14 protein-coding genes are annotated in these 22198 nt (G+C 74.2%); 8 read left to right on the top strand and 6 right to left on the bottom strand.

The window, feature by feature from the left end:
- Window positions 1-125: 125 nt before the first annotated feature.
- Genes ACN9MS_RS14380 through ACN9MS_RS14370 form a run of 3 tightly spaced genes read left to right on the top strand, consistent with a single transcriptional unit; the run spans window position 126 to window position 4731 of the window.
- On the top strand, window positions 126-1085 hold the full coding sequence (locus ACN9MS_RS14380) for a carbohydrate ABC transporter permease (RefSeq protein WP_426309198.1): 960 nt from the start codon (window positions 126-128) through the stop codon (window positions 1083-1085).
- Complete coding sequence (locus tag ACN9MS_RS14375) at window positions 1082-2086, top strand: carbohydrate ABC transporter permease (RefSeq protein WP_154798246.1); 1005 nt, start codon at window positions 1082-1084, stop codon at window positions 2084-2086. The genes ACN9MS_RS14380 and ACN9MS_RS14375 overlap by 4 nt, the downstream gene beginning before the upstream one ends.
- Window positions 2083-4731, top strand: coding sequence for a glycosyl hydrolase 2 galactose-binding domain-containing protein (locus tag ACN9MS_RS14370; protein ID WP_426309197.1), 2649 nt, complete (start codon window positions 2083-2085; stop codon window positions 4729-4731). Before ACN9MS_RS14375 ends, ACN9MS_RS14370 begins: the two co-directional genes overlap by 4 nt.
- A gap of 60 nt (window positions 4732-4791) precedes the next feature.
- Here the strand turns inward: ACN9MS_RS14370 and ACN9MS_RS14365 are convergent, their stop codons facing one another.
- The gene (locus tag ACN9MS_RS14365; protein WP_426309196.1) at window positions 4792-6360 is read right to left on the bottom strand and encodes an aminoglycoside phosphotransferase; all 1569 of its coding nucleotides are present in this window, start codon (window positions 6358-6360) and stop codon (window positions 4792-4794) included.
- A 126-nt stretch (window positions 6361-6486) separates the two neighbouring features.
- Here ACN9MS_RS14365 and ACN9MS_RS14360 point away from each other — a divergent pair, with 126 nt between their 5' ends.
- Entirely contained in the window at window positions 6487-6636 is a 150-nt protein-coding gene (locus tag ACN9MS_RS14360; protein WP_389276020.1) for a hypothetical protein, read from the top strand.
- 10 nt (window positions 6637-6646) lie between these two features.
- Here the strand turns inward: ACN9MS_RS14360 and treS are convergent, their stop codons facing one another.
- The gene (gene treS / locus ACN9MS_RS14355) at window positions 6647-8440 is read right to left on the bottom strand and encodes a maltose alpha-D-glucosyltransferase (protein ID WP_426309195.1); all 1794 of its coding nucleotides are present in this window, start codon (window positions 8438-8440) and stop codon (window positions 6647-6649) included.
- Window positions 8437-10524, bottom strand: coding sequence for a maltotransferase domain-containing protein (locus ACN9MS_RS14350; RefSeq protein WP_426309194.1), 2088 nt, complete (start codon window positions 10522-10524; stop codon window positions 8437-8439). The genes treS and ACN9MS_RS14350 overlap by 4 nt, the downstream gene beginning before the upstream one ends.
- 171 nt (window positions 10525-10695) lie before the next feature.
- Between ACN9MS_RS14350 and glgP the strand changes: the two genes are divergently transcribed.
- A complete protein-coding gene (glgP, locus tag ACN9MS_RS14345) occupies window positions 10696-13302 on the top strand; it encodes an alpha-glucan family phosphorylase (protein WP_426309193.1) in 2607 nt (868 codons plus the stop codon).
- Window positions 13303-13485: 183 nt separating this feature from the next.
- Window positions 13486-14490 carry a type IV toxin-antitoxin system AbiEi family antitoxin domain-containing protein gene (locus ACN9MS_RS14340; protein ID WP_426309192.1) on the top strand — a complete coding sequence of 335 codons (1005 nt, stop codon included), beginning with the start codon at window positions 13486-13488 and terminating at the stop codon, window positions 14488-14490.
- A 53-nt stretch (window positions 14491-14543) separates the two neighbouring features.
- Here the strand turns inward: ACN9MS_RS14340 and ACN9MS_RS14335 are convergent, their stop codons facing one another.
- The 3 genes from ACN9MS_RS14335 to glgX all read right to left on the bottom strand — a co-directional run bounded on the left by ACN9MS_RS14335 (window position 14544) and on the right by glgX (window position 20092).
- Window positions 14544-15776 (bottom strand): hypothetical protein, encoded by a 1233-nt coding sequence (locus ACN9MS_RS14335; RefSeq protein ID WP_426309191.1) that lies wholly within the window; start codon window positions 15774-15776, stop codon window positions 14544-14546.
- Between the two features lie 107 nt (window positions 15777-15883).
- A complete protein-coding gene (locus ACN9MS_RS14330; protein WP_426309190.1) occupies window positions 15884-17638 on the bottom strand; it encodes an FAD-binding dehydrogenase in 1755 nt (584 codons plus the stop codon).
- 84 nt (window positions 17639-17722) lie between these two features.
- Entirely contained in the window at window positions 17723-20092 is a 2370-nt protein-coding gene (gene glgX / locus ACN9MS_RS14325) for a glycogen debranching protein GlgX (protein WP_426309189.1), read from the bottom strand.
- 111 nt (window positions 20093-20203) lie between these two features.
- On the opposite strand from glgX, the gene ACN9MS_RS14320 reads away from it, so the two are divergent.
- Window positions 20204-21019: an electron transfer flavoprotein subunit beta/FixA family protein gene (locus ACN9MS_RS14320; RefSeq protein WP_426309188.1), complete on the top strand. Its 816-nt coding sequence runs from the start codon at window positions 20204-20206 to the stop codon at window positions 21017-21019.
- Window positions 21020-21032: 13 nt separating this feature from the next.
- Entirely contained in the window at window positions 21033-22040 is a 1008-nt protein-coding gene (locus tag ACN9MS_RS14315; protein WP_426309187.1) for an electron transfer flavoprotein subunit alpha/FixB family protein, read from the top strand.
- The last annotated feature ends 158 nt before the right edge of the window (window positions 22041-22198 follow it).

Raw genomic sequence — 22198 nt, 5'->3', positions numbered from 1 at the left:
AGGCGGGCGGCCGCGTGCCCGACGGTGCGCGGCCGCCCCGCCCGGGGCGCGACAGCCCCTGGCACGAGCCTCGCCGGCCCCGGCGAGCGACGACCCAGCGAGCACGAACGAAGGAGGCGACTGCGATGGCCGCGGTCACCGGACCGGCCGGTGCGCTCGGAGCGACGCGCCCGGCACGCCTGAGGGGACGTCGTCGTCCCGCCCCGGGCGGGGGAGCGACCAAGGGCGGATGGCGGGTCACGCCCTGGCTCTTCCTGCTCGTCCCCGTGGGCATGCTGCTGCTCTTCACCTACGTCCCCGTGGCGAACATGGTGTGGTACAGCTTCACGTCCTGGGACGGGCTCGACCCTGTCAAGGAGCCCGTCGGCTGGAAGAACTACGTCGAGATCTTCACGCGCCCCGAGATCTTCCGCGTGTTCCTCGTGAGCCTGTACTACCTCGTGGGCGCGGCGGTGCAGCTCGTGCTCGCCCTGTACTTCGCGACGATCCTCAGCTTCAGCACGCGGTTCCGGAACTGGTTCAAGGGGATCATCTTCTTTCCGTACCTCATCAACGGGGTCGCGATCGGGCTCGTCTTCCTCTACTTCTTCCGGCCGGGCGGGACGCTCGACGCGTTCCTCGCCGCGTTCGGCCTCACGGAGCCGCCGCTGTGGCTGGGCGACCCGTCGCTCGTCAACGTCTCGCTCGCCGCGACGAGCGTGTGGCGCTACATGGGCCTGAACTTCGTGCTCTTCCTCGGGGCGATCCAGTCGATCCCGAACGAGCTCTACGAGGCGGCCGACCTCGACGGCGCGAACGCCTGGCAGAAGTTCCGCTTCATCATCGCGCCCGGGATCCGCCAGATCATCGGGCTGTCGGTGATCCTCGCCGTGTCCGGAGCGCTGTCGGTGTTCGAGATGCCCTTCATCATGACGGGCGGCGCGAACGGGTCGGAGACGTTCGTCATCCAGACCGTCAACACGGCCTTCACGTTCTCGAAGGTGGGTCTCGCCTCCGCGATGGCGGTCGTCCTGCTCATCATCGTCCTGTTCATCTCCTGGGTGCAGCGACGCATCGTCCCTGACGAGAGAGGTGACCTCGTATGAGCGCCGCACCGCTGCGCACGTCCGCCGCGCAGGACGACGCCTCCCGGACGGAGGACGCCCCGGCACCCCGGACGGGCCCCGGTCCGCGCGACGTGCCCGCCCGGCCGCTCCCCGCGCCGTCAGCCACCGACCGGGTCCGGTCCGGCTGGGCGCGCTGGACGCGCGGGGCGAGCCCGGTGCTCGGCCCGGTCGGCACGACGCTCAAGTACGTCTCGCTGGTCGCGGCGTGCCTCGTGGCGGTCGTCCCGCTCGTGACGATCTTCATGGCCTCGTTCAAGACGCAGGCCGAGTTCCGCGAGACGGGCCCGCTGGACCCGCCGTCGAGCTGGACGAACCTCGACAACTTCGTCACGGCGTTCACGCGCGGCGGCATGCTCCAGGGATTCGTCAACACGACGATCATCCTCGTCGTCGCCCTGACCGGGACGATCATCATCGGCACGATGGCCGCCTACGCGATCGACCGCTTCACGTTCCGCGGCCAGCGGCTCGTCGTCGGGGCGTTCCTGCTCGCGACGCTCGTGCCCGGGGTCACGACGCAGGTCGCGACGTTCCAGATCGTCAGCGGCCTCGGCCTGTTCAACACGCGTTGGGCCGCGATCGTCCTGTTCATGGGCACCGACATCATCTCGATCTACATCTTCCTGCAGTTCATGAAGTCGATCCCGAGGTCGCTCGACGAGGCGGCCATGCTCGACGGCGCCAACCGTCTGACGATCTACGCGCGCATCGTCTTCCCGCTGCTCAAGCCCGCGATCGCGACCGTGATCATCATCAAGGGGATCGCGATCTACAACGAGTTCTACCTGCCCTGGCTCTACATGCCGAAGCGGGACCTCGGCGTCATCTCGACGTCGCTGTTCCGCTTCAAGGGCCCCTTCGGCGCACAGTGGGAGGTGATCTCCGCCGGGACAGTGCTCGTCATCGTCCCGACGCTGGTCGCGTTCCTGCTGCTGCAGCGCTACATCTACAACGGACTGACCTCAGGAGCCACCAAGTGACGAGCACGACCGCCCCGACGCCGACCGCACCCGCCGTGCCGGCGACCGACCCCGCGCGCCTCGTCCGGCGCGAGCTCCACGCGGGCTGGACGGCGCGCGCCGTCGCGGGGCCCGTCCCCGCGCACGTCGCGGGTGTCGAGGTCCCGGCCACCATCCCCGGCAGCGCCCACACCGACCTGCTCGCGGCGGGGCTGATCCCCGACCCCTACCTCGACGACCACGAGAACCTCGTCGCGTGGGTGGGGCGCTGCGACTGGGAGTACCGGACGACGTTCGCCTGGTCCGCGGCGGACGCGGTCGGGCTGGACCGCCACGACCTCGCCTTCGACGGGCTGGACACGGTCGCGACGGTGTCGCTCAACGGCACGCGCGTCCTGAGCGCGCGGAACCAGTTCCGCACGTTCCGCGTCGCCGTGGCGGACCTGCTGCGCGAGGGCGAGAACGAGCTCGTCGTGCGGTTCGCGTCCCCCGTGCGGTATGCCGACCGCGAGTCCCTCGCGCTCGGCTACCGCCCGCAGGTCAACAAGCACCCGTACAACGCGATCCGCAAGTCCGCGTGCAGCTTCGGGTGGGACTGGGGGATCGACGCGCCGTCGGTGGGGCTGTGGAAGCCGGTGCGCCTCGAGTCGTGGTCCACGGCGCGGGTCGCGTCCGTGCGCCCGCTCGTCGCGGTGGACCTGCCCGACGACGCGGCCTCCCGGACCGGTCACCTCGCCACCGCGCCGGGCCGGGTCGCGGTGCACGTCGACGTCGAGCGCGCGCCGCTCGACCCGGAGGCTCCCGGAGCCGCGGGCGACGGACCGCTCGTCGTACGCGTCGCGCTCAGCGGCCCCTCCGGCCACCACGACGCCGAGGTGGCGCTCCCCGCGGGGGCGACGACCGCCGTCGTGCCGGTGGAGGTCCCGGACGCCGCGCTGTGGTGGCCGCGCGGGTACGGGGAGCAGCCGTTGTACGACGTCGAGGTGACGCTCACCGCGGGTGACGGCGCGCTCGACGGGTGGGCCGGGCGCACGGGGTTCCGTGACGCGCGGCTCGACCTCACGCCGGACGAGCACGGGACGTCGTTCACCGTCGTGGTCAACGGGCGCGACGTGTGGGTCAAGGGCGCGAACTGGATCCCCGACGACGTGTTCGTGCACCGCGTGACGCGCGAGCGCTACGCCGCCCGGCTCGACCAGGCGGAGCTCGCGAACATGAACCTCCTGCGCGTGTGGGGCGGCGGCATCTACGAGGCCGACGACTTCTACGACCTGTGCGACGAGCGCGGCATCCTCACGTGGCAGGACTTCGCGTTCGCGTGCGCGGCGTACTCCGAGGACGAGCCGCTGCGGTCGGAGGTCGAGGCGGAGGCACGCGACAACGTCACGCGCCTGGCCCCGCACCCGAGCCTCGTCGTGTGGAACGGGAGCAACGAGAACATCTGGGGCTTCGGGGCCTGGGGCTGGGACCTGCGGCTCGAGGGCAAGTCGTGGGGCCTCGGCTATTACACCGAGCTGCTGCCCGGTGTCCTCGAAGAGCTCGACGGGACGCGCCCGTACACGCCGTCGAGCCCCTGGTCGGGGAGCCTCGACGTGCACCCCAACGACCCCGACCACGGCTCGATGCACTCGTGGGAGCTGTGGAACCGGCAGGACTGGCCGCGCTACCGCGACGACGTGCCGCGCTTCATGGCGGAGTTCGGCTGGCAGGGTCCGCCCACGTGGTCGACGCTCACGCGCGCGATCAGCGACGACCCGCTCACGCCCGAGTCGCCCGGCATGCTCGTGCACCAGAAGGCCGCGCAGGGCAACGACAAGCTCACGGACGGGCTCGTGCGCCACGTGCCGCTGCCGGACGACATGGAGGACTGGCACTGGGCGATGTCCTGGAACCAGGCGGTCGCCGTGCAGGTCGCGGTCGAGCACCTGCGCTCGTGGGCGCCGCGCACGATGGGCTCCGTCGTGTGGCAGCTCAACGACTGCTGGCCCGTGACGTCCTGGGCCGCGGTGGACGGCGACGGGCGCGCCAAGCCGCTCCTGCACGCCCTCGCGCACGCGCACGCCGACCGGCTGCTCACCGTCCAGCCGCGGTCGACGGACGGCGGCGTCCCGGCCGGCGACGAGACCGACCGGCTCGTCGTGGTCGTCGCCAACGACACGGACGAGGCGTGGTCGGGCGACGTCGTGGTGCGACGCGTGTCGTTCGACGGCACGGAACGGCGGGCGACGTCGGTCCCGACCCGGGTCGACGCGCGCGGGACCACCAGCGTCGAGGTGCCGCGCGACGTCGCGACGCCCGACGACGCGGCGGCCGAGCTGCTCGTCGCGACGCTCGGCGGCGCCCGCGCGGTGTGGTGGTTCGCCGAGCCGCGCGACGCCTCGCTCACGCCCCCGCGCCTCGTCACGGAGGTGCACCGCGAGCCCTCCGGCTGGGCCGTGCGGGTGACGGCGGAGAACCTCGTGCGCGACGTCGCGCTCCTGGCCGACAAGCTCCACCCGGGCCTGCGCGCGGACGACATGCTCGTCACCCTCCTGCCCGGCGAGTCCGTGACGTTCCACGTCACCGGTCCCGCCGCGGCGCTCGCGGGCGTCGAGCCCGGGGCCCTCGTCGCCCCGCGCGTGCTGCGCTCGACGAACCAGCTCGTCACCGGCCGCGGTCGGCGCTGACCCCGTCCCGGAGGGAGGGACCCGGTGACCGACCGGGTTCCTCCCTCCAGGCCTCCTGGGTCAGGCGTTCCCCGCGAGCAGCCGGTCCACGGCGGCGAGGGGGATGGGCTCCCAGTCCGGGCGGTTGCGCGACTCGTAGACGACCTCGTAGAGCGCCTTGTCGAGCGTGAGCGCCCGGACGAGCGCCTCGGACGTCGCGCGGTCGACGCCGGCCGTGTCGGCCCGGTCGTACGCGTCGAGGAACGCGGTCCGCGCCTGGACGGCCCACGACGCGTCGCGCGCGCGCCCGACGGCGGCGGCGTAGTCGAACGAGCGCACGATCCCGGCGACGTCGCGCAGCGCGAGGTCCGGGCGCGTGCGCTCGGCGACCGGGCGCAGGGGCTCGCCCTCGAAGTCGAGCACCTTCCAGCCGAACCGGCGCGCGTGCAGCACCTGGCCGAGGTGCAGGTCGCCGTGGACGGTCTGGAGCCGGGGGAGCGCGTCGGGGACGCGCGTGACGGTCGCGAGGCGCGCCGACGTGCGGTCCCAGAAGGCGGCGACGTCGTCCGCGCGCCGCCCGAGCGCGCGCGACGACGCGACGGCCTCGTCCGCTCGTCGTCGCAGGTCTGCGACGAGCCAGCGCGCGTCGACGGGCGAGCCGACGCCGAACGCGCGGCGGAGCGCGGCGTGCAGGTCGGCGAGCACGCGCCCGAGGTCGGCCGCGAGGTCGGCGAACGAGGCGTCCTGCCCCGCGTAGGAGCAGGCGAGGTCGAACCCGTCGCGCGCGCCCTCGACGAACTCGCTGAGGATCGCCAGGTGCGCGGAGCGCGGCGCCTCCGGGGCCGGCGCGGTGCCCGACGGCGGTGCCCCGCCTCCTGCGGTCGGCTCGCCCGGTCGGTGGTCCGCGCCCGGGTGGACGGCGGCCGGGTCGTCGGCCGCGTCCCACCGCACCTCGAGCCACGCGAGCGGCCGGGGCACCCCGACCCAGCCCTCGGCCGCCAGCGCGCGGGGGATGGTCACGTCGGGGTTGGGCCCGATCGCGATGGCGCGCAGCACCTTGAGCATGCTCCCGCCGGCGACCCGCGGCAGCAGCACCGAGCTGTTCGACTGCTCGACGCTCAGCGCGCGTCCACCGGTGACGTCGGTGTCGGCGTCGGGGCCTCCGCCGCGGGGACTCGCCCCGTCCGGTGCTGTGCCGCGGCCCTCCCACTCCGCTACGGCCAGCAGGGCCGCCCAGCACGCGGGGTGCGCGGCGCCGTCGTGCACGACCCACCCGCCGTCGTCGGCGCCGCCCGGGGCGAGCGTCCCGATCGGCGCCGCCCCGCCCGGCGTCGCGCTGCCCTGGCTCTCGCTGCCCGGCGTCGCGCCGGTCGGCAGGGACACTGGCTCGAGCACGAGGGGCACCTGCACGACGAGGTCCACGCCGTCGCCGACGAGCCGCAGCAGGTGGAGCTCGACGCGCGTCCCCAGCCACGCGTCGTCGGGCGGTCCGGGCGTCGCGGCGGACACCGGGACGTCGAGGGCGAAGGACAGCCACGGCACGTGGCGCACGGCGACCCCCTTGACGGGGTACCACCGCCGCGCGGGCAGCCAGGCGTCCAGGAGCCCCATGAGCTCCGCCGAGGGCGGGTCCGTCCGCCGTACCGTCACACGTGCCTCCCGGGTCCAGGTCGCCTACATGCCATCACGCGAGCGCCCCGCCCGCCGCACGAGGCGTTGTGGGTGGTCGCGCGCACACTGTCCGGACACGCTCACGGGCGACGAGGAGGGATACCGATGGACTGTCCGCACCGGGCCGTCACGCTCACGGAGGAGCCGGTGCGACTGAGCCACTGCGTCTCGGTCGTGCACTGGTTCACGTGCGACGCGTGCGGCGAGCGCGCGGCCGTGGTCACGAGGACCGAGATGTTCCTGGAGCGAGGGTGAGACGCGCCGGTCAGGCCGGGTCGCTCACCACGAGCCAGTAGAAGTCGCGCGACCCCCACGTCATGACGACGTGCTCGTCGTCGTCGACCGCGGGGAAGTGCGCGCCGCCGAACACGTCGGTGAGCGTCGCCCCGGCGTGCCCGGGCACGTGCACCGCGGCCGAGCGCGCGGTCGCGGAGAGGTTCGCGACGCACAGGATCGTCTCGGTGTCGGTGCGGCGCAGGAACGCGAGGATCGACTCGTTGTCGCACTCGAGCGCGACGAAGTCGCCCGTGCCGAACGCCTTGTGGCGGCGCCTGACCTTGAGCATCCCGTGCACCCAGTGCAGCAGCGACGTCGACTGCTCGAGCTGCGCCTCGACGTTCACGTAGCCGTAGTGGTGCACGAGCGACTGCACGAGCGGCAGGTACACCTTGCCGGGGTCGGCGGTGGAGAACCCCGCGTTGCGGTCGGGCGTCCACTGCATGGGGGTGCGCACCGAGTCGCGGTCGGGCAGCCAGATGTTGTCGCCCATCCCGATCTCGTCGCCGTAGTAGAGGCACGGGCTGCCCGGCAGGGAGAGCAGGAGCGCGTGCGCGAGCTCGACCTCCTTGCGCGAGTTGTCGAGCAGCGGGGCGAGCCGACGCCGGATGCCGACGTTCGCGCGCATGCGCGGGTCGGGCGCGTACCACCCGTACATCGACGCGCGCTCCTCGGTGGAGACCATCTCGAGCGTGAGCTCGTCGTGGTTGCGCAGGAACGTGCTCCACTGGGCGCCGGGCGGGATGTCGGGCGTGTCGGCGAGGATCTCGAGAACCTGGTTCGCGCGCTGGTCCCGGATCGCGTAGTAGATGCGCGGCATCACGGGGAAGTGGAAGCACATGTGGCACTCCGGTTCCTCCTCGGTGCCGAAGTAGTCCACGACCTCGCGCGGCCACTGGTTCGCCTCGGCGAGCAGGATGCGCCCCGGGAACTCGGCGTCGACCATGCGCCGCACGCGCCGCAGGAACTCGTGCGTCTGCGGCAGGTTCTCGCAGTTGGTGCCCTCGGCCTCGTAGAGGTACGGCACCGCGTCGAGGCGGAACCCGTCGACGCCCATCTGGAGCCAGAACCGCGCGACGTCGAGCATCGCGTCGGCGACGCGCGGGTTCTCGAAGTTGAGGTCGGGCTGGTGGGAGAAGAACCGGTGCCAGAAGAACTGACGACGCACGGGGTCGAACGTCCAGTTGGACGTCTCGGTGTCGACGAAGATGATGCGCGCGTCCTGGTAGCGCGTGTCGTCGTCGCTCCACACGTAGAAGTCGCCGTACGGGCCCTCGGGGTCGGCGCGCGACGCCTGGAACCAGGGGTGCTGGTCGCTCGTGTGGTTCATGACGAGGTCGATGACGACGCGCATCCCGCGCGCGTGCGCCTCGCTCACCAGCTCGGCGAAGTCCGACGTCGAGCCGTACTGCGGTGCGATCGCCGTGTAGTCGGAGACGTCGTAGCCGCCGTCGCGCAGGGGCGACGGGTAGAACGGCGGCAGCCACAGCGCGTCGATCCCGAGCCACTGCAGGTAGTCGAGGCGGTCGATGAGGCCCCGCAGGTCGCCCGTCCCGCTGCCGTCCGAGTCGGAGAACGCCCGGACGATCACCTCGTAGAAGACGGCCGTGCGGTACCAGTCCGGGTCGTCGGACAGGCCGGGGCGCGCGTCGACGGGCGCGGCCGGCTGGCGGCGCGGCGGGAGCGCCGCGACCGGCACGGGCGCGGTGATCGGCGGCACGGGGGCGGGGCCGGCGGCGGGTCCGCGCACGGGGACCGGTGCAGCATCGCGAGGGAACGTCATGCAGGCCTCACGTTCACGACGTGCGCGACCTGGCGCATCGGCTCGAGCCGCACGTAGACGTCCTGGCCCCAGCCGTAGCTCTCGCCGGACAGCTCGTCGTGCGCGACGAAGGACGGCGCCCACGGGTCCTGGCCGTCCGCGAGCGGTGGCAGCCCGAGGGCCGCGAGGTCGAGGTGCACGTTCGACTCCTGCGGGGAGTGGGGGTCGAGGTTCACGACGACGACCACGGTGTCCGCCTCGCCCGTCGGAGAGTGCTCGGCGGGCAGGTGCCGCGAGAACGCGAGCACCTGGTCGTTCGTCGTCGGGTGGACGGTGAGGTTGCGGAGCTGGCGCAGCGCGGGGTGGTCGCGCCGGACCTCGTTGAGCCGCGTGAGCAGCGTCGAGATGCCGATCTCCTCCGCGAGCGCCCAGTCGCGCGGCTTGTACTCGTACTTCTCGTTGTCGATCTGCTCCTCGACGCCCGGGCGCGGCACGTTCTCCACGAGCTCGTACCCGGAGTAGATCCCCCACGTGGGCGACCCGGTCGCGGCGAGCACCGCGCGCACCGCGAACCCGGCCACCCCGCCGTGCTGGAGGTAGGGCGGGAGGATGTCGTGCGTCGTCGGCCAGAAGCTCGGCCGCATGTACGCGCCCGCCTCGCCCGAGACCTCCTCGAGGTACTCGGCGAGCTCGTCGCGCGTGTTGCGCCACGTGAAGTACGTGTACGACTGGTGGAACCCGATGCGCGCGAGCGTGTGCATCATCGCGGGCTTGGTGAACGCCTCCGAGAGGAACACGACCTCGGGGTTCGTCGCGCGCACCTCGGTGAGCAGCCACTCCCAGAAGTCGAGCGGCTTGGTGTGCGGGTTGTCGACGCGGAACGCCGTGACACCGCGGTCGATCCACACCCGGACGACGCGCAGGACCTCGGCGTAGATGCCCTCGGGGTCGTTGTCGAAGTTGAGCGGGTAGATGTCCTGGTACTTCTTGGGCGGGTTCTCGGCGTACGCGATCGAGCCGTCGACGCGGGTCGTGAACCACTCGGGGTGCTCGGCGACCCAGGGGTGGTCGGGCGAGCACTGGAGCGCGAGGTCGATCGCGACCTCGAGCCCGTTGCGCCGCGCCTCCTTGACGAACGCCCGGAACGTGCGGTCGCTGCCGAGCTCGGGATGGATCGCGTCGTGGCCGCCGTCCTTGGAGCCGATGGCGTACGGGCTGCCCGGGTCGCCCGGCAGGGCGGTGAGCGAGTTGTTGCGGCCCTTGCGGTGGGTCGTGCCGATGGGGTGGACGGGCGTGAGGTAGACGACGTCGAAGCCCATCGCGGCGATCGCCGGCAGGCGGCGGGCCGCAGCCGTGAACGTGCCGGAGCGCCAGCGCCCGTCCTTCAGCCGGCGCGCGCCCTCCGAGCGCGGGAACATCTCGTACCACGCGCCCGCGAGCGCCAGCGGGCGCTCGACGCGCAGCGCGTACGTGGCCGACGCCGTCACGTGGTCGCGCAGGGGCGCGCGGTCCAGGACGTCGCGCACCTCGGGCGACGTCGCGGCGGCGAGGCGGGCCTGGGCGGGGCGGCTCGCGTCGGCGAGCGCGGCGGCCGCGTCGGCGATCGCGCGCGCGTCCTCGGGGGAGCGGGTGCCCGGGGTGCCGTCCGCGCCCGGGAGGGGGACGGCGTCGGCCAGGACGCGCTCGAAGAGGCGCACGCCCTCGGCGAGCATGAGGTCGACGTCGACGCCCGCCGCGATCTTGACCGTCGCGTCGTGCGCCCACGTGCCGTACGGGTCGCTCCACGCCTCGACGCGCAGCGACCAGTCGCCGACCGTGTCGGGGTGCAGCGTGGCGCGGAACCGGTCGAGGCCGGGCGCGACGTCGACCATCGGCGCGGTGCGCTCGGACCCGTCGGGGGCGACGAGGACGGCCGTCGCGGCGACGGCGTCGTGCCCCTCGCGGAAGACGGTGGCCTCGACGGGCACCATCTCGCCGGCGACGGCCTTCGCGGGCCACCGGCCCCCCTCGACGACGGGCGAGACGTCCAGCACGGGGATGCGGCCGATCGGGGCGGCGGGGGCGGGCGAGCGGTGCGGCGCGCGGGCCGGAGGGGTCGTCGTCACACGCACAACGTATCGAGGCCCCCGGGGGCCAGGCACCTGGGAGCGGGGGTCGGCGCGTCGCACGTCCGTGCCCGCAGGCGGCGCGCACCCGGGTGAAAGTTCATGCAAGCGTTACGTGCGGGTGACGGCGCGAGGGTGTGCCGCGGCCCGAGCCCCCGTAGTCTCGTCCCCGTGAGAGCGATCCGACGGTTCACCGTCCGCACCCTGCTGCCCGCCGAGCTGCGCGACCTGGACGAGCTGGCGCACAACCTGCGCTGGTCCTGGCACGCCCCGACGCGCGACCTGTTCGCCGGCATCGACCCCGAGGCGTGGGCGTCGGCGCACGGCGACCCCGTCGCGCTGCTGGGTGCGCTCGGCCCGGAGCGCCTCGCGGAGCTCGCCGCGGACGGCGCGTTCGTCGAGCGCGTGCGCGCGGCGGCCGCAGACCTGCGCCACTACCTCGACGACGCGCTGTGGTACCAGCAGCGCGCCGCGGAGGCGTCGGCGGAGGAGAGCGGAGCGCTCCCGGCCGCGATCGCCTACTTCTCGCCCGAGTTCGGCATCACGTCGGTGCTGCCGCAGTACTCCGGCGGCCTCGGCATCCTCGCGGGCGACCACCTCAAGAGCGCGAGCGACCTCGGTGTGCCGATCGTCGGCGTCGGGCTCCTGTACGGCGCCGGGTACTTCAAGCAGTCCCTCACGCGCGACGGCTGGCAGGTCGAGACCTACCCGCTGCTCGACCCGGACGGCCTCCCGCTGACCCTGCTGCGCGACGACGACGGCACGCCTGCGCGCGTGACCCTCGCCCTCCCCGGCGGGCGCACGCTGCACGCGCACGTGTGGGTCGCGGCCGTCGGACGCGTGCCCCTGCTGCTGCTCGACTCGAACGTGCCCGGCAACGACGAGGCCGCGCGCAAAGTCACCGACCGCCTCTACGGCGGCGGCGGCGAGCACCGCCTCCAGCAGGAGCTCCTGCTCGGCGTGGGCGGCGTGCGCGCGCTCCGCCTGTGGTCGCGCCTCACCGGCGCGCCGGAGCCGGAGGTCTACCACACCAACGAGGGCCACGCGGGGTTCCTCGGCGTCGAGCGCATCCGCGAGCTCGTCGAGCAGGGCCTCACGTTCGACGAGGCGCTCGAGGCCGTGCGCGCCGCGACCGTCTTCACGACCCACACGCCCGTCCCCGCGGGCATCGACCGGTTCGGGCGCGACCTCGTCACGCAGTACTTCGGCGGCGACATGGCCGTCGACGGGCTCCCGGTCGAGCGCGTCCTCGCGCTCGGCGCCGAGGACTACGACGGCGGCGACCCCACCGTCTTCAACATGGCCGTCATGGGCCTGCGCCTGGGCGGCCGCGCGAACGGTGTCTCGCTGCTGCACGGCGAGGTCTCGCGCGGCATGTTCGAGGGGCTGTGGCCGGGCTTCGACGCGCGCGAGGTCCCCATCACGTCCGTGACGAACGGCGTGCACTCGCCCACGTGGGTGGATCCCGCGTTCGCGGCCCTCGAGGCCGACCGGCTCGGGCTCGACGAGCTCACGGCCGACGCCGCGTCGTCGGGCTGGCTGCGCGGTGCCGGGGACGGCGGCGTGAGCGACGGCGAGCTGTGGGCGATCCGCCGCGAGATGCGTGGCCGCCTCGTCGACGAGGCACGCCGCCGCGTGCGCAAGTCGTGGCGCGAGCGCGGTGCGACCCCGGCCGAGCTCGGCTGGGTCGACGACGTCCTGTCGCCCGACGTGCTCACCATCGGCTTCGCGCGCCGCGTGCCCACGTACAAGCGGCTCACGCTCATGCTGCGCGACCCCGACCGGCTCAAGGCGCTGCTCCTGCACCCCGAGCGGCCCGTGCAGCTCGTCGTGGCGGGCAAGTCGCACCCCGCGGACGACCAGGGCAAGCGGCTCATCCAGCAGCTCGTCCGCTTCACCGACGACCCCGAGGTGCGCCACCGCATCGTCTTCCTGCCGAACTACGACATCGCCATGGCGCAGTCGCTCTACCCGGGCTGCGACGTCTGGCTCAACAACCCGCTGCGCCCGCTGGAGGCGTCGGGGACGTCGGGCATGAAGTCGGCGCTCAACGGCGGCCTCAACCTGTCGATCCTCGACGGGTGGTGGGACGAGTGGTTCGACGGCGAGAACGGCTGGGCCATCCCCACCGCCGACGGCGTGGAGGACGCCGACCGCCGCGACGACCTCGAGGCCGCCGCGCTCTACGACCTCGTGGAGCAGCAGGTCGCGCCCCGCTTCTACGACCGCGACACGGACGACGTCCCCGGCCGGTGGCTCGAGATGGTGCGCCACACGCTCGCGACGCTCGGGCCCAAGGTCCAGGCGACGCGCATGGTCGGGGAGTACGTCACGCGCCTGTACGCGCCCGCTGCCTCTGCGGGGCGGACGCTCGCCGCCGACGGTCTCGCTCCCGCGCGCGAGCTCGCGCACTGGAAGGAGTCCGTGCGGTCCGGGTGGTCGCGCGTGCGCGTCGACCACGTCGACTCGTCCGGCATCGGCGAGGTCCCGCAGGTCGGTGACCGGCTCACCGTGCGCGCCTACGTGTCGCTCGGCGACCTGCGCCCCGAGGACGTGCAGGTGCAGGTCGTGCACGGGCGCGTCAGCGAGGCCGACGTCATCGAGGAGTTCACCGCCGAGCCGCTCACGCTCGCCGAGACGTACGAGGCCGGTCGCTACGCGTTCGCCGGCGACGTCGTGCTCGACGCGTCCGGCCCGTTCGGCTACACGGTGCGCGTCGTCCCGACGCACACCGGCCTCCCCAGCGTCGCCGAGCTCGGCCTCGTCGCCAACGCCTGACGCCTCCGCCGCCGAGGTAGAGCCTCCGGTCGCGAGATAGAACTCACGGGGTTCTACCTCGCGACCGGGGGCTCTACCTCGCGGGGGCGTGGTGGCGACCAGGCTGACGCAGCCGGCTGGCGGTTTTCCACAGGCTCTCGCCCTCCTCTGGCTGGCGCCGGCGCGCTCGGCCAGGGTGTGCGCATGAGCGCGGACGAGCACGAGGTCGAACAGACGCGTCGGACGGTGAACCGTCCCCGGAACGCACGCCGCCCGCCGGGGCGGGACGACGACGCGCGTGCCGGCACGCCGTTGCCGTCGGTGGTCCGGTTCTCGGCGGAGCGGCGCGCGGAGATCGTGGCGGGCGTCCGTCGCGGCACCCTCGTCCGGGTGCGTCAGGGCGTCTACGCGGCCCCGCCGGACCCGGCGGCCTCGCTGGCCCAGCGTCGGCGCGAGGCCGTCGTCGCGCGTTCCGTGGCGCTCGCTGGACGGTTGACGACGGACTACTGGTTCAGCCACTCGACCGCGGCCGTCCTGCACGGCCTGTGGACCTGGCGCCTCGCGGACGAGGTCCACGTGACGCAGCTCGGGAACCCGTCGGTGCGCCGGACCGACCCAGGGCTCCGCAGGCACTGGACGGCGCTGCCCGAGCGCGACCGTTGCGAGCTCGACGGCCTCCCGGTCACATCGCTGGAGCGCACGATCGTCGACTGCGCCCGCTCTCTCAGCCCGGCGGCCGGCATCGTGGTCGCGGACTCAGGGCTTCGCGCGGGGGCTGACGTCCGGAAGGTCGAGGCGGTTCTGAGAGCGGCCGTCGGCGGGCGTGGCGTCCGGCGGGCGCGCCGAGTGCTCGCCGAGGCAGATGCGCGCTCGGAGTCGCCGGGCGAGAGCCTGGTCCGCTGGTTGGTGGTCGACGCCGGCCTCCCGCACCCTGAGCCGAACCTCACCGTGACCGCCTGGCGGGGCACGTATCGGCTGGACCTCGCATGGACGGCGCACCGTGTCGCGGTGGAGTTCGACGGTGCCGTCAAGTACTCCGGCGGCGAGTACGGCGACCTGCGAGGCCGCCTGCTCGCGGAGAAGGCTCGGCACGACGTGCTGGTGGAAGCCGGTTGGCTCGTGCTGCGGGTGACGTGGAACGACCTCGCCGAACCTGACGTTCTCCTGCGTCGGATCCGGGCAGCGCTCGCGCGACGCGCCGCGAGATAGAGGCTCCTGCCGCGAGGTAGAGCTCCGCGACCTCTACCTCGCGACCGGGGGCTCTACCTCGCGGGTGTGTCCAGGAGGGCGAGGTAGCGGGAGCGGGTGCGGACGACCTCGGCGAGCTGGGTCTCGATGCCGTCGACGAACTCCTCGCGGTAGACCGCGTCGACCTGGACGGAGATCGCGTAGTACAGCCCGGTGAACGTCGCGATCGCGACCGAGACGCGCAGGAGCGTCTGCGTGACGACGAGGTCCGCCCCGCCGACGCCGCCCCCGCCAGCGAGCGAGAGCGTCTGCTGCCACGTGCCGCCGTCGACGTCCCACAGCGCCATGACCTCGGGCGTGACCGTGAGGGTCCCGAGCGCCATGAAGAACACGCCCATGCCGAGGCTCACGACGAGGACCTGCAGGAGCTGGCTGCTCGCGATCATCGTCGCGAGGTTCGCCGTCTGCCCGCGGCTGAAGCGCGTCGCGCGCTCGTGGCCGGGCAGCCTCGCCGCCGTCTCCGCGAGCGCCTCGCGCGCCTCGGCCGGCGAGCGCAGCGCGACGAACAGCACGACGAGCAGCGCGAAGAACGCGCCGAGCACGAGGTCCGCGACGCCGTGCGTGCGGTCGAACACCTGCCAGACCTCGGCGTTGTAGAAGAGGACGAGGGAGAACACGAGCAGCAGCGGGAGGAGCCGCACGAGCCGCAGGAGCGCGGCCCCGAGCTCGTCGGTGACGCGTGCGAGGCCCCACCACAGCGACGACAGCACGCCGTACCCGACGACGACGCGCACCACCGCGAGCAGGACGAGGTTGCCGACGACGGTGAGCAGCGCGTCGCCCCACTGCCCGCCGAACACGAGCGGCAGGAGCGCCGGGACGAGGACGAAGAACGCGAGCTCGGGCACGCCGACCGACTGGGGGAGGGTCGACCACGGGCGGCCGCGGAGCACGTTGAGGCCTGCGTACGCGCCCGCGACGATCGCGGCGCCCCCCAGGAGCGCCAGCGCGTTGGCCCAGGCCGGCCAGCCGGACCGGATCGCGCCGCTCAGCTCGGCGAGCAGCACCACGAGCAGGAACGGCGCCGACCGCCCGAACACGTCGCGGTCCACGGAGTGCCCCTCGACCAGGAGCGGGAGCCCGTTGCGGCGGAAGACGCGCTCGCACGCGGCGACGTCGGGCGGGTCAGCCTGTGGATCCGGGCCGGGCTGGTCGACGACGCCGGGCACGGCCGGTTCGTCGTGCCCGACCGTGCCCGAGGCCGGGTCGGGTCGTCCGGGTCGGGACGCGTCGTCGTGCACGCTCATGCTCGGTGACCCTACCGGCCGTGGCACGACGCGCGGCGGGCTCCGGCAGTCGGTCTTCCGGGACCAGGGTTCTGTCTCGCGCGACCCGGGTTCTCTCTCGAGTGGGGTCAGCCGAGCTCGGCTGCGAGGGCACGACCCGCGACGCGGCCGGAGTAGAGGCAGCCGCCGAGGAACGTGCCCTCGAGCGCGCGGTGGCCGTGCACGCCGCCGCCACCGAACCCGGCGGCCTCGCCCGCGGCCCAGAGCCCGGGCAGCACCGAGCCGTCCTGGCGCAGCACGCGCGCGGACGTGTCGGTCCACAGCCCGCCGAGCGTCTTGCGCGTGAGCACGGACAGGCGGACGGCGAGCAGCGGCCCGTCCTTGGGCGTGGTGAGCGGACGCGGGGGCGAGACGCGGATGAGCCGGTCGACGCGGTAGCGCCGCGCCATCGCCGTGGCGACCACCTGCGGGTCCTTGCCGAGACCGGTGCGGACCTGCTCGTCGCGCAGGTGGACGATGCGCGCGAGGGCGTCGGCGTCGACGTGCCCGCGCGAGCCCGGCGTCGCGTCGACGAGCGCGTTCATCCCGGCTGCGAGCTCCTCGGGCGTGTCGGCCCACACGAACTCGGGCGACTGCTCCGCGAACCGCGCCACCGGCCCGACGGCGCCCGGCAGGACGCGCTGCGCGAGCAGCCGGACGTCCTTGCCGGTGAGGTCGGGGTTCTGCTCCGACCCCGACAGCGCGAACTCGGACTCCATGATCGCCTTGTTGAGCACGAACCAGGAGTGGTCGTCGCCGCGCTCGGCGACGTGCTGGAGCGCGCCGAGCGCGTCGAACCCGGGGAACAGCGGGGCGGGCAGCCGGTTGCCGTCGGCGTCGAGCCACAACGAGCTCGGGCCGGGCAGGATGCGGATGCCGTGGTCGGTCCAGACGGGGGAGTGGTTCGCGATGCCCTCGGGGTAGTGCCACATGCGGTCCTCGTGCACGAGCGCGGCGCCCGCGTCGGCGGCGACGCCGATCATGAGCCCGTCTGTCGAGTCGGGGACGCCGGAGAGCATGCGGGACGGCAGGTGACCTGCTGCCTGCGGCCAGCGGGAGCGGACGAGCTCGTGGTTCGCGCCGATCCCGCCCGACGTCACGACGACGGCGCTCGCCGCGATCTCGACCTCGCCGACGACGTCGCGCGACGACGGCGCGCCGCGCTCGACGTCCGACGGCGCGAGGACCTCCGCGCGCAGGCCCGTCACCGCGCCGTCCGTCACGACGAGCGACGTGACGCGGTGCCGGAACCGCAGGTCGAGCAGCCCGGCGGCGCGCGCGTCGAGCGCCGCGCGCACGAACGGCTCGAGGATCGCCGGTCCGGTGCCCCACGTGACGTGGAAGCGCGGGACGGAGTTGCCGTGCCCTCCGGCGGCCGTCCCGTCGGCGCCCGAGGTCACCGGGTACCCGCCGCGCTCGGCCCACTGCACGAGCGGGAACCACCGCACGCCCTTGTCGTGCAGCCAGCCGCGCATCTCGCCCGCCGCGAAGTCGACGAAACCGCGCGCCCAGGCGTACCCGTGGCGGTCGGGCCCCTCGCCGCGGTCGGCGCCGGGCGCGAACCGCGCGGACCCGAGCCAGTCGTCGAACGCGAGCTCCGCGGAGTCGGTGACGCCCATGCGCCGCTGCTCGGGCGAGCCGACGAGGAAGAGGCCGCCGAACGACCACCACGCCTGACCACCGAGGCTCGCGGCGGGCTCCTGGTCGAGCAGGACGACGCGCCGCCCGGCCGCGGTGAGCTCGGTCGCCGCGACGAGCCCGGCGAGCCCGGCCCCCACGACGACGACCTCGGGGTTCTCGATCGTGGGGGAGCTGACGGAGGAGTCGACCGCGCTGTCACTCATGCGGGAAGAGTAGAGCACGTGTCCAGCCCCCGGCAGGCCCGGTGGTCGTGTGCCACCACGCCCCTTCCTCGTCCGACCGGGCCTCTACCTCGGCGCGGTGGAGACGTAGACGCGCACGCTCAGGGCCTCGAGCCCGACGACGTCGCCCGCGCGCGCTGTGCCGTCACCGTTCGCGCGGGTCCGGTCCTCGGGGTGCTCCCAGTCCGAGTCCCACGCGAGGTCCCAGCGCTCGGCGTCGCCGCCCGACGCCGCGCGCACGCCCGGGAGCGTGACGTCGACCGGGTCGAGGCCGCCCGCGAGCACGACGAGCACGTCGGCGTCGCCGGGCTCCGGGGCGGTGCGCAGCATCTGGAGCGTCCGGACGGCGGGGTCGTGCCAGGCGGAGTGGTCGAGGAGCTCGCCGTCGGCGTCGAACCACACGAGGTCGGGCACGCCCACGTCGCCCCCTGGGGCCCGTGCCTCGGCACCGGCGGTCGAGGCGTCGGGCCGGGGGCGGCCGGTGTAGAACGTGTCGGGACGCAGCGCGGGGTGCTCGCGCCGCAGGGCGAGCAGGTACCGCGCCGTCGCGAGCAGGTCCTTGCGCCACGGCGAGAGGTCCCACGACACCCAGGACGTCTCGTCGTCCTGCACGTAGGCGTTGTTGTTGCCGCGCTGCGTCCGCCCCATCTCGTCGCCCGCGGTGAGCATCGGGGTGCCTGCGGCGAGCACGAGCGTCGCGAGGAGGTTGCGGATCGACCGGCGGCGCAGGGGCGCGATCTCCACGCCGATCCCGAGCGCGTCGAGTCCCGCGCCCGGCCCCCCGCCCGCCCGCGCGTCCGGTGCCGCGACCGGGCCCTCGAGACCGTGGTTCCAGGAGCGGTTGTCGTCGGTCCCGTCGCGGTTGTCCTCGCCGTTCGCGAGGTTGTGCTTGTGGTCGTACGCGACGAGGTCGGCGAGCGTGAAGCCGTCGTGCGCGGTCACGTAGCTCACCGACGCGACGGGTCCGCGCAGGAGCGGCGGGTCGGAGCGACCGAACAGGTCGGCCGAGCCCGCGAGCCGGGTCGCGAGGTCGCGCACGCCGTGGCCGGGCCGCCCGTGGGAGGCCTCGCGCGCGTCGGCGAGCCAGAACTGCCGCGCCGCGTCGCGGAACCGGTCGTTCCACTCGGCGAGCGGCGGCGGGAACTGCCCGGTCCGCCAGCCGCCCGGCCCCACGTCCCACGGCTCCGCGACGAGCTTGAGCCCGCACAGCACCGGGTCGGTCTGGAGCGCGACGAGGAACGGGTGGTCCGGGTCGAACCCGGCGCTCCCGCGCCCGAGCGTGACCGCGAGGTCGAACCGGAACCCGTCGACCCCCACGGCGTCCGCCCAGTACCGCAGCGAGTCCAGCGCGGCGCGCACGACCGCAGGGCGCCGGAAGTCGAGCGAGTTGCCCGTCCCGGTGACGTCCGCGAGGCGCGCGGGCGAGCCGCCGTCGTGCAGGTAGTACCCGGCGTTGTCGAGGCCGCGCCACGACAGGTGGTACCCGTCGGCGCCGCCCTCGCACGTGTGGTTGTGCACGACGTCGAGCAGCACCTCGATCCCCGCCTCGTGCAGCAGGTGGACCATGCCGCGCACCTCGTCGAGGACCGCGCCGGGGCCGGCCTCCTGCGCCGCGCGCGTCGCGTACGCGGCGTGGGGCGCGAAGAACCCGAGCGTCGAGTAGCCCCAGTAGTTCGTCCTGCCGCTCGCGAGCAGGTGCGGCTCGGGCACGTTCGCGTGCACGGGCAGGAGCTCGACCGTCGTCACGCCGAGCGACCGCAGGTGCTCGATCGTCACCGGGTGCGCGACGCCCGCGTACGTGCCGCGCAGGTGCTCGGGCAGGGCCTCGAGCCGCTGCGTGAGGCCCCGCACGTGTGCCTCGTAGACCACCGTGTCGCGCCACGGGACGCGCGGCCGGGGCGCGAGGGTCCCCGCGGGCTCGGCCACGACCACCGCGTGCGGCACGAACGGCATCGAGTCGCGCGCGTCCGCCGGGCCGTACGGGTCGCTCCCGAACTGGCCGTGGATCGCCGGGTCGTCGACCAGCTCGCCCACGAGGCCGCGCGCGTACGGGTCGACGAGCAGCTTCGCGGGGTTGTGCCGCAGCCCGGCCGCGGGTTCCCACGGGCCGTGCGCGCGGAACCCGTAGCGCTGCCCGGGCCGGACGCCGGGGACGTGGGCGTGCCAGACGCCGTACGCCGGCCCGGCGAGCGCGACGCGGCGCTCGCGGTAGCGGGCCGGGTCGTGGGAGGGCAGCGCCTCGTCGACGACGTCCACGAGGCACAGCTCGACAGCGGTCGCGTGCGACGCGAGGACTGCGACGTCCACGCCGTCGCCCGCGACGCGCACGCCGAGCGGCGGCACGAGGGCGTGCCGGTCGGCGCGTCCCGGCGCGGCCGGGAGCGCGGGCTCGCGGGTGGCAGGGGAGACGGGGCTCGGGTCGGGGGGCACGTGCACCCGTCCATTGTGGCGGGTGTCACCGACCCCTCCCGCCGCCCGCCGGTAGGCTTCCCGGAGCGGGCCGGGAACCTCTCCGGCCGACCGCCCAGCGCACAGGGAGAGCAGCCGATGCGGATCGTCGTCGCCGTGAAGTACGTCCCGGACATCCATGCGGACCGGGGCTTCGAGGGCGGGCGCGTCGTGCGCCGGGCCGACGAGGGGACGCTCAACGAGCTCGACGAGAACGCGGTCGAGGCCGCGCTGCGCCTCAAGGAGGCGCTGCCGGAGGCGGAGCGCGAGACCAGCGAGGTGATCGTCCTCACGGTGGCCGGTCCCGACGCCGACGGCGCGGTGCGCCGCTCGTACCAGCTCGGCGCGGACCGCGGCGTGCGCGTGAGCGACGACGCGGTCGCGGGCTCCGACTACTTCGGCACCGCGCGCGTGCTCGCCGCCGCGGTGCGCCGTCTCGCGGACGAGGCGCCGGTCGACCTCGTCGTCACCGGCATGGCCGCGCTCGACGGGCTCGGCTCGGTCGTCCCGGCCCTCCTCTCGGCGGAGCTCGACCTGCCGCAGCTCACGCTCGCCGGCAAGCTCGAGGTCGACGGCGAGCCGGGCGCGCGCACCGCGCGTGTCACGCGCGAGCTCGACGGCGTCGAGGAGGTCCTCGAGGCGCCGCTCCCCGCCGTGGTGTCCGTGACGGACCACGCGAACGACCCGCGCATGCCCAACTTCAAGCTCATCATGGCGGCGCGCACCCGGCCGGTGGAGGCGTGGAGCCTCGCCGACCTCGACGTCGACCCGGCGCTCGTCGGCGACGCCGGCGCGCGCTCGCGCGTGCTCGACGCGTCGCCCCGCCCGCCGCGCCCCGACGCCGAGATCGTCGTCGACAAGGGCGAGGGCGGGCGCGCCCTGGCCGAGTTCCTCATCCGCAACGACCTGGTCTGAGAGGCGTCCGCACATGAGCACCCCCGGGACCCGTACCGTCCTCGTCCTCCTCGACTCCGCCGGCACCGAGCTGCGCTCGCCCGTGCTGGAGCTGATCACCGTCGGGCGCTCGCTGGGGCGCGTCGAGGCCGTCGCCCTCGAGGCGCCGAGCGTCGACGTGCTCGCCCAGCTCGGCGCCTACGGCGTCGCGCTCGTGCGCCAGGCCGAGCCGTCGTCGGGCGGCGAGGTCGTGACCGGCGACGCGCTGCACCTGACGCCCGTCGTGGCCGAGGTCCTCGCCGCCGCGACGCGCGCGTCCGACGCGGACGCCGTCCTGCTCACGTCGTCCTTCCCGAACAAGGAGGCGGCCGCGCGCCTCGCGTTCCTCACCGAGGCGGGCCTCGTCGTCGACGCGTCCGCGCTGACCGACGGCGGCACGCACCTCGTCGCGGACAAGCGCGTGTTCGCGGGGTCCTGGGACGTGCGCAGCGAGATCGTCACCGACCCCGCCGTGCTCACCCTGCGGGCGAACTCCGTCGTCCCGCAGCCCGCGGACGCCGCCGTGGCGACCGAGGTCGGCGCGCTGCGCCTCGAGCTCTCGCCCGCCGCGACCGCGACGCGCGTCGTGTCCCGCACGGTCGACGGGTCGGCCGGCGCGGGTCGCCCGGCGCTCGGCGAGGCCGCGATCGTCGTCGCCGGGGGCCGCGGCACCAACGGCGACTTCGGCCCCGTCACCGAGCTCGCCGACGCGCTCGGCGCGGCCGTGGGCGCAACCCGCGACGCCGTCTACGAGGGCTGGCACGACCAGTTCGTCGGGCAGACGGGCGTGACCGTCGCCCCGCGGCTGTACATCGGCGCAGGCATCTCCGGCGCCCCGCACCACCGCGGCGGCATGCAGGCGTCGCAGGTCATCGTCGCGGTGAACAACGACCCCGAGTGCCCGCTGTTCGAGATCTCGGACTTCGCTGTCGTCGGCGACCTCGCGGACGTGCTGCCGCAGGCGGCCGAGGTCCTGCGCGAGCACCGGGCGTCCCAGGGCTAGGGGCCCGATGGCCTGGTGGGAGGACGGGCGGTCGAACCTCGCCGACCAGCTCGCGGACTCGAGCCGCGCGTCGCGCGGGCACCGGTCCGTCTGCGCGGCCCCCGCCCAGGTGGCGGACAGCCGGTGCCGAGAATTCACCCGGCGTCCTCCGGGTGGTG

The organism is Cellulosimicrobium sp. E-16, assembly GCF_049913115.1.
Classification (GTDB): domain Bacteria; phylum Actinomycetota; class Actinomycetes; order Actinomycetales; family Cellulomonadaceae; genus Cellulosimicrobium.
The sequence above is the reverse complement of the archived record's forward strand: the minus strand, read 5'-3'. Positions and strand labels throughout refer to the sequence as shown.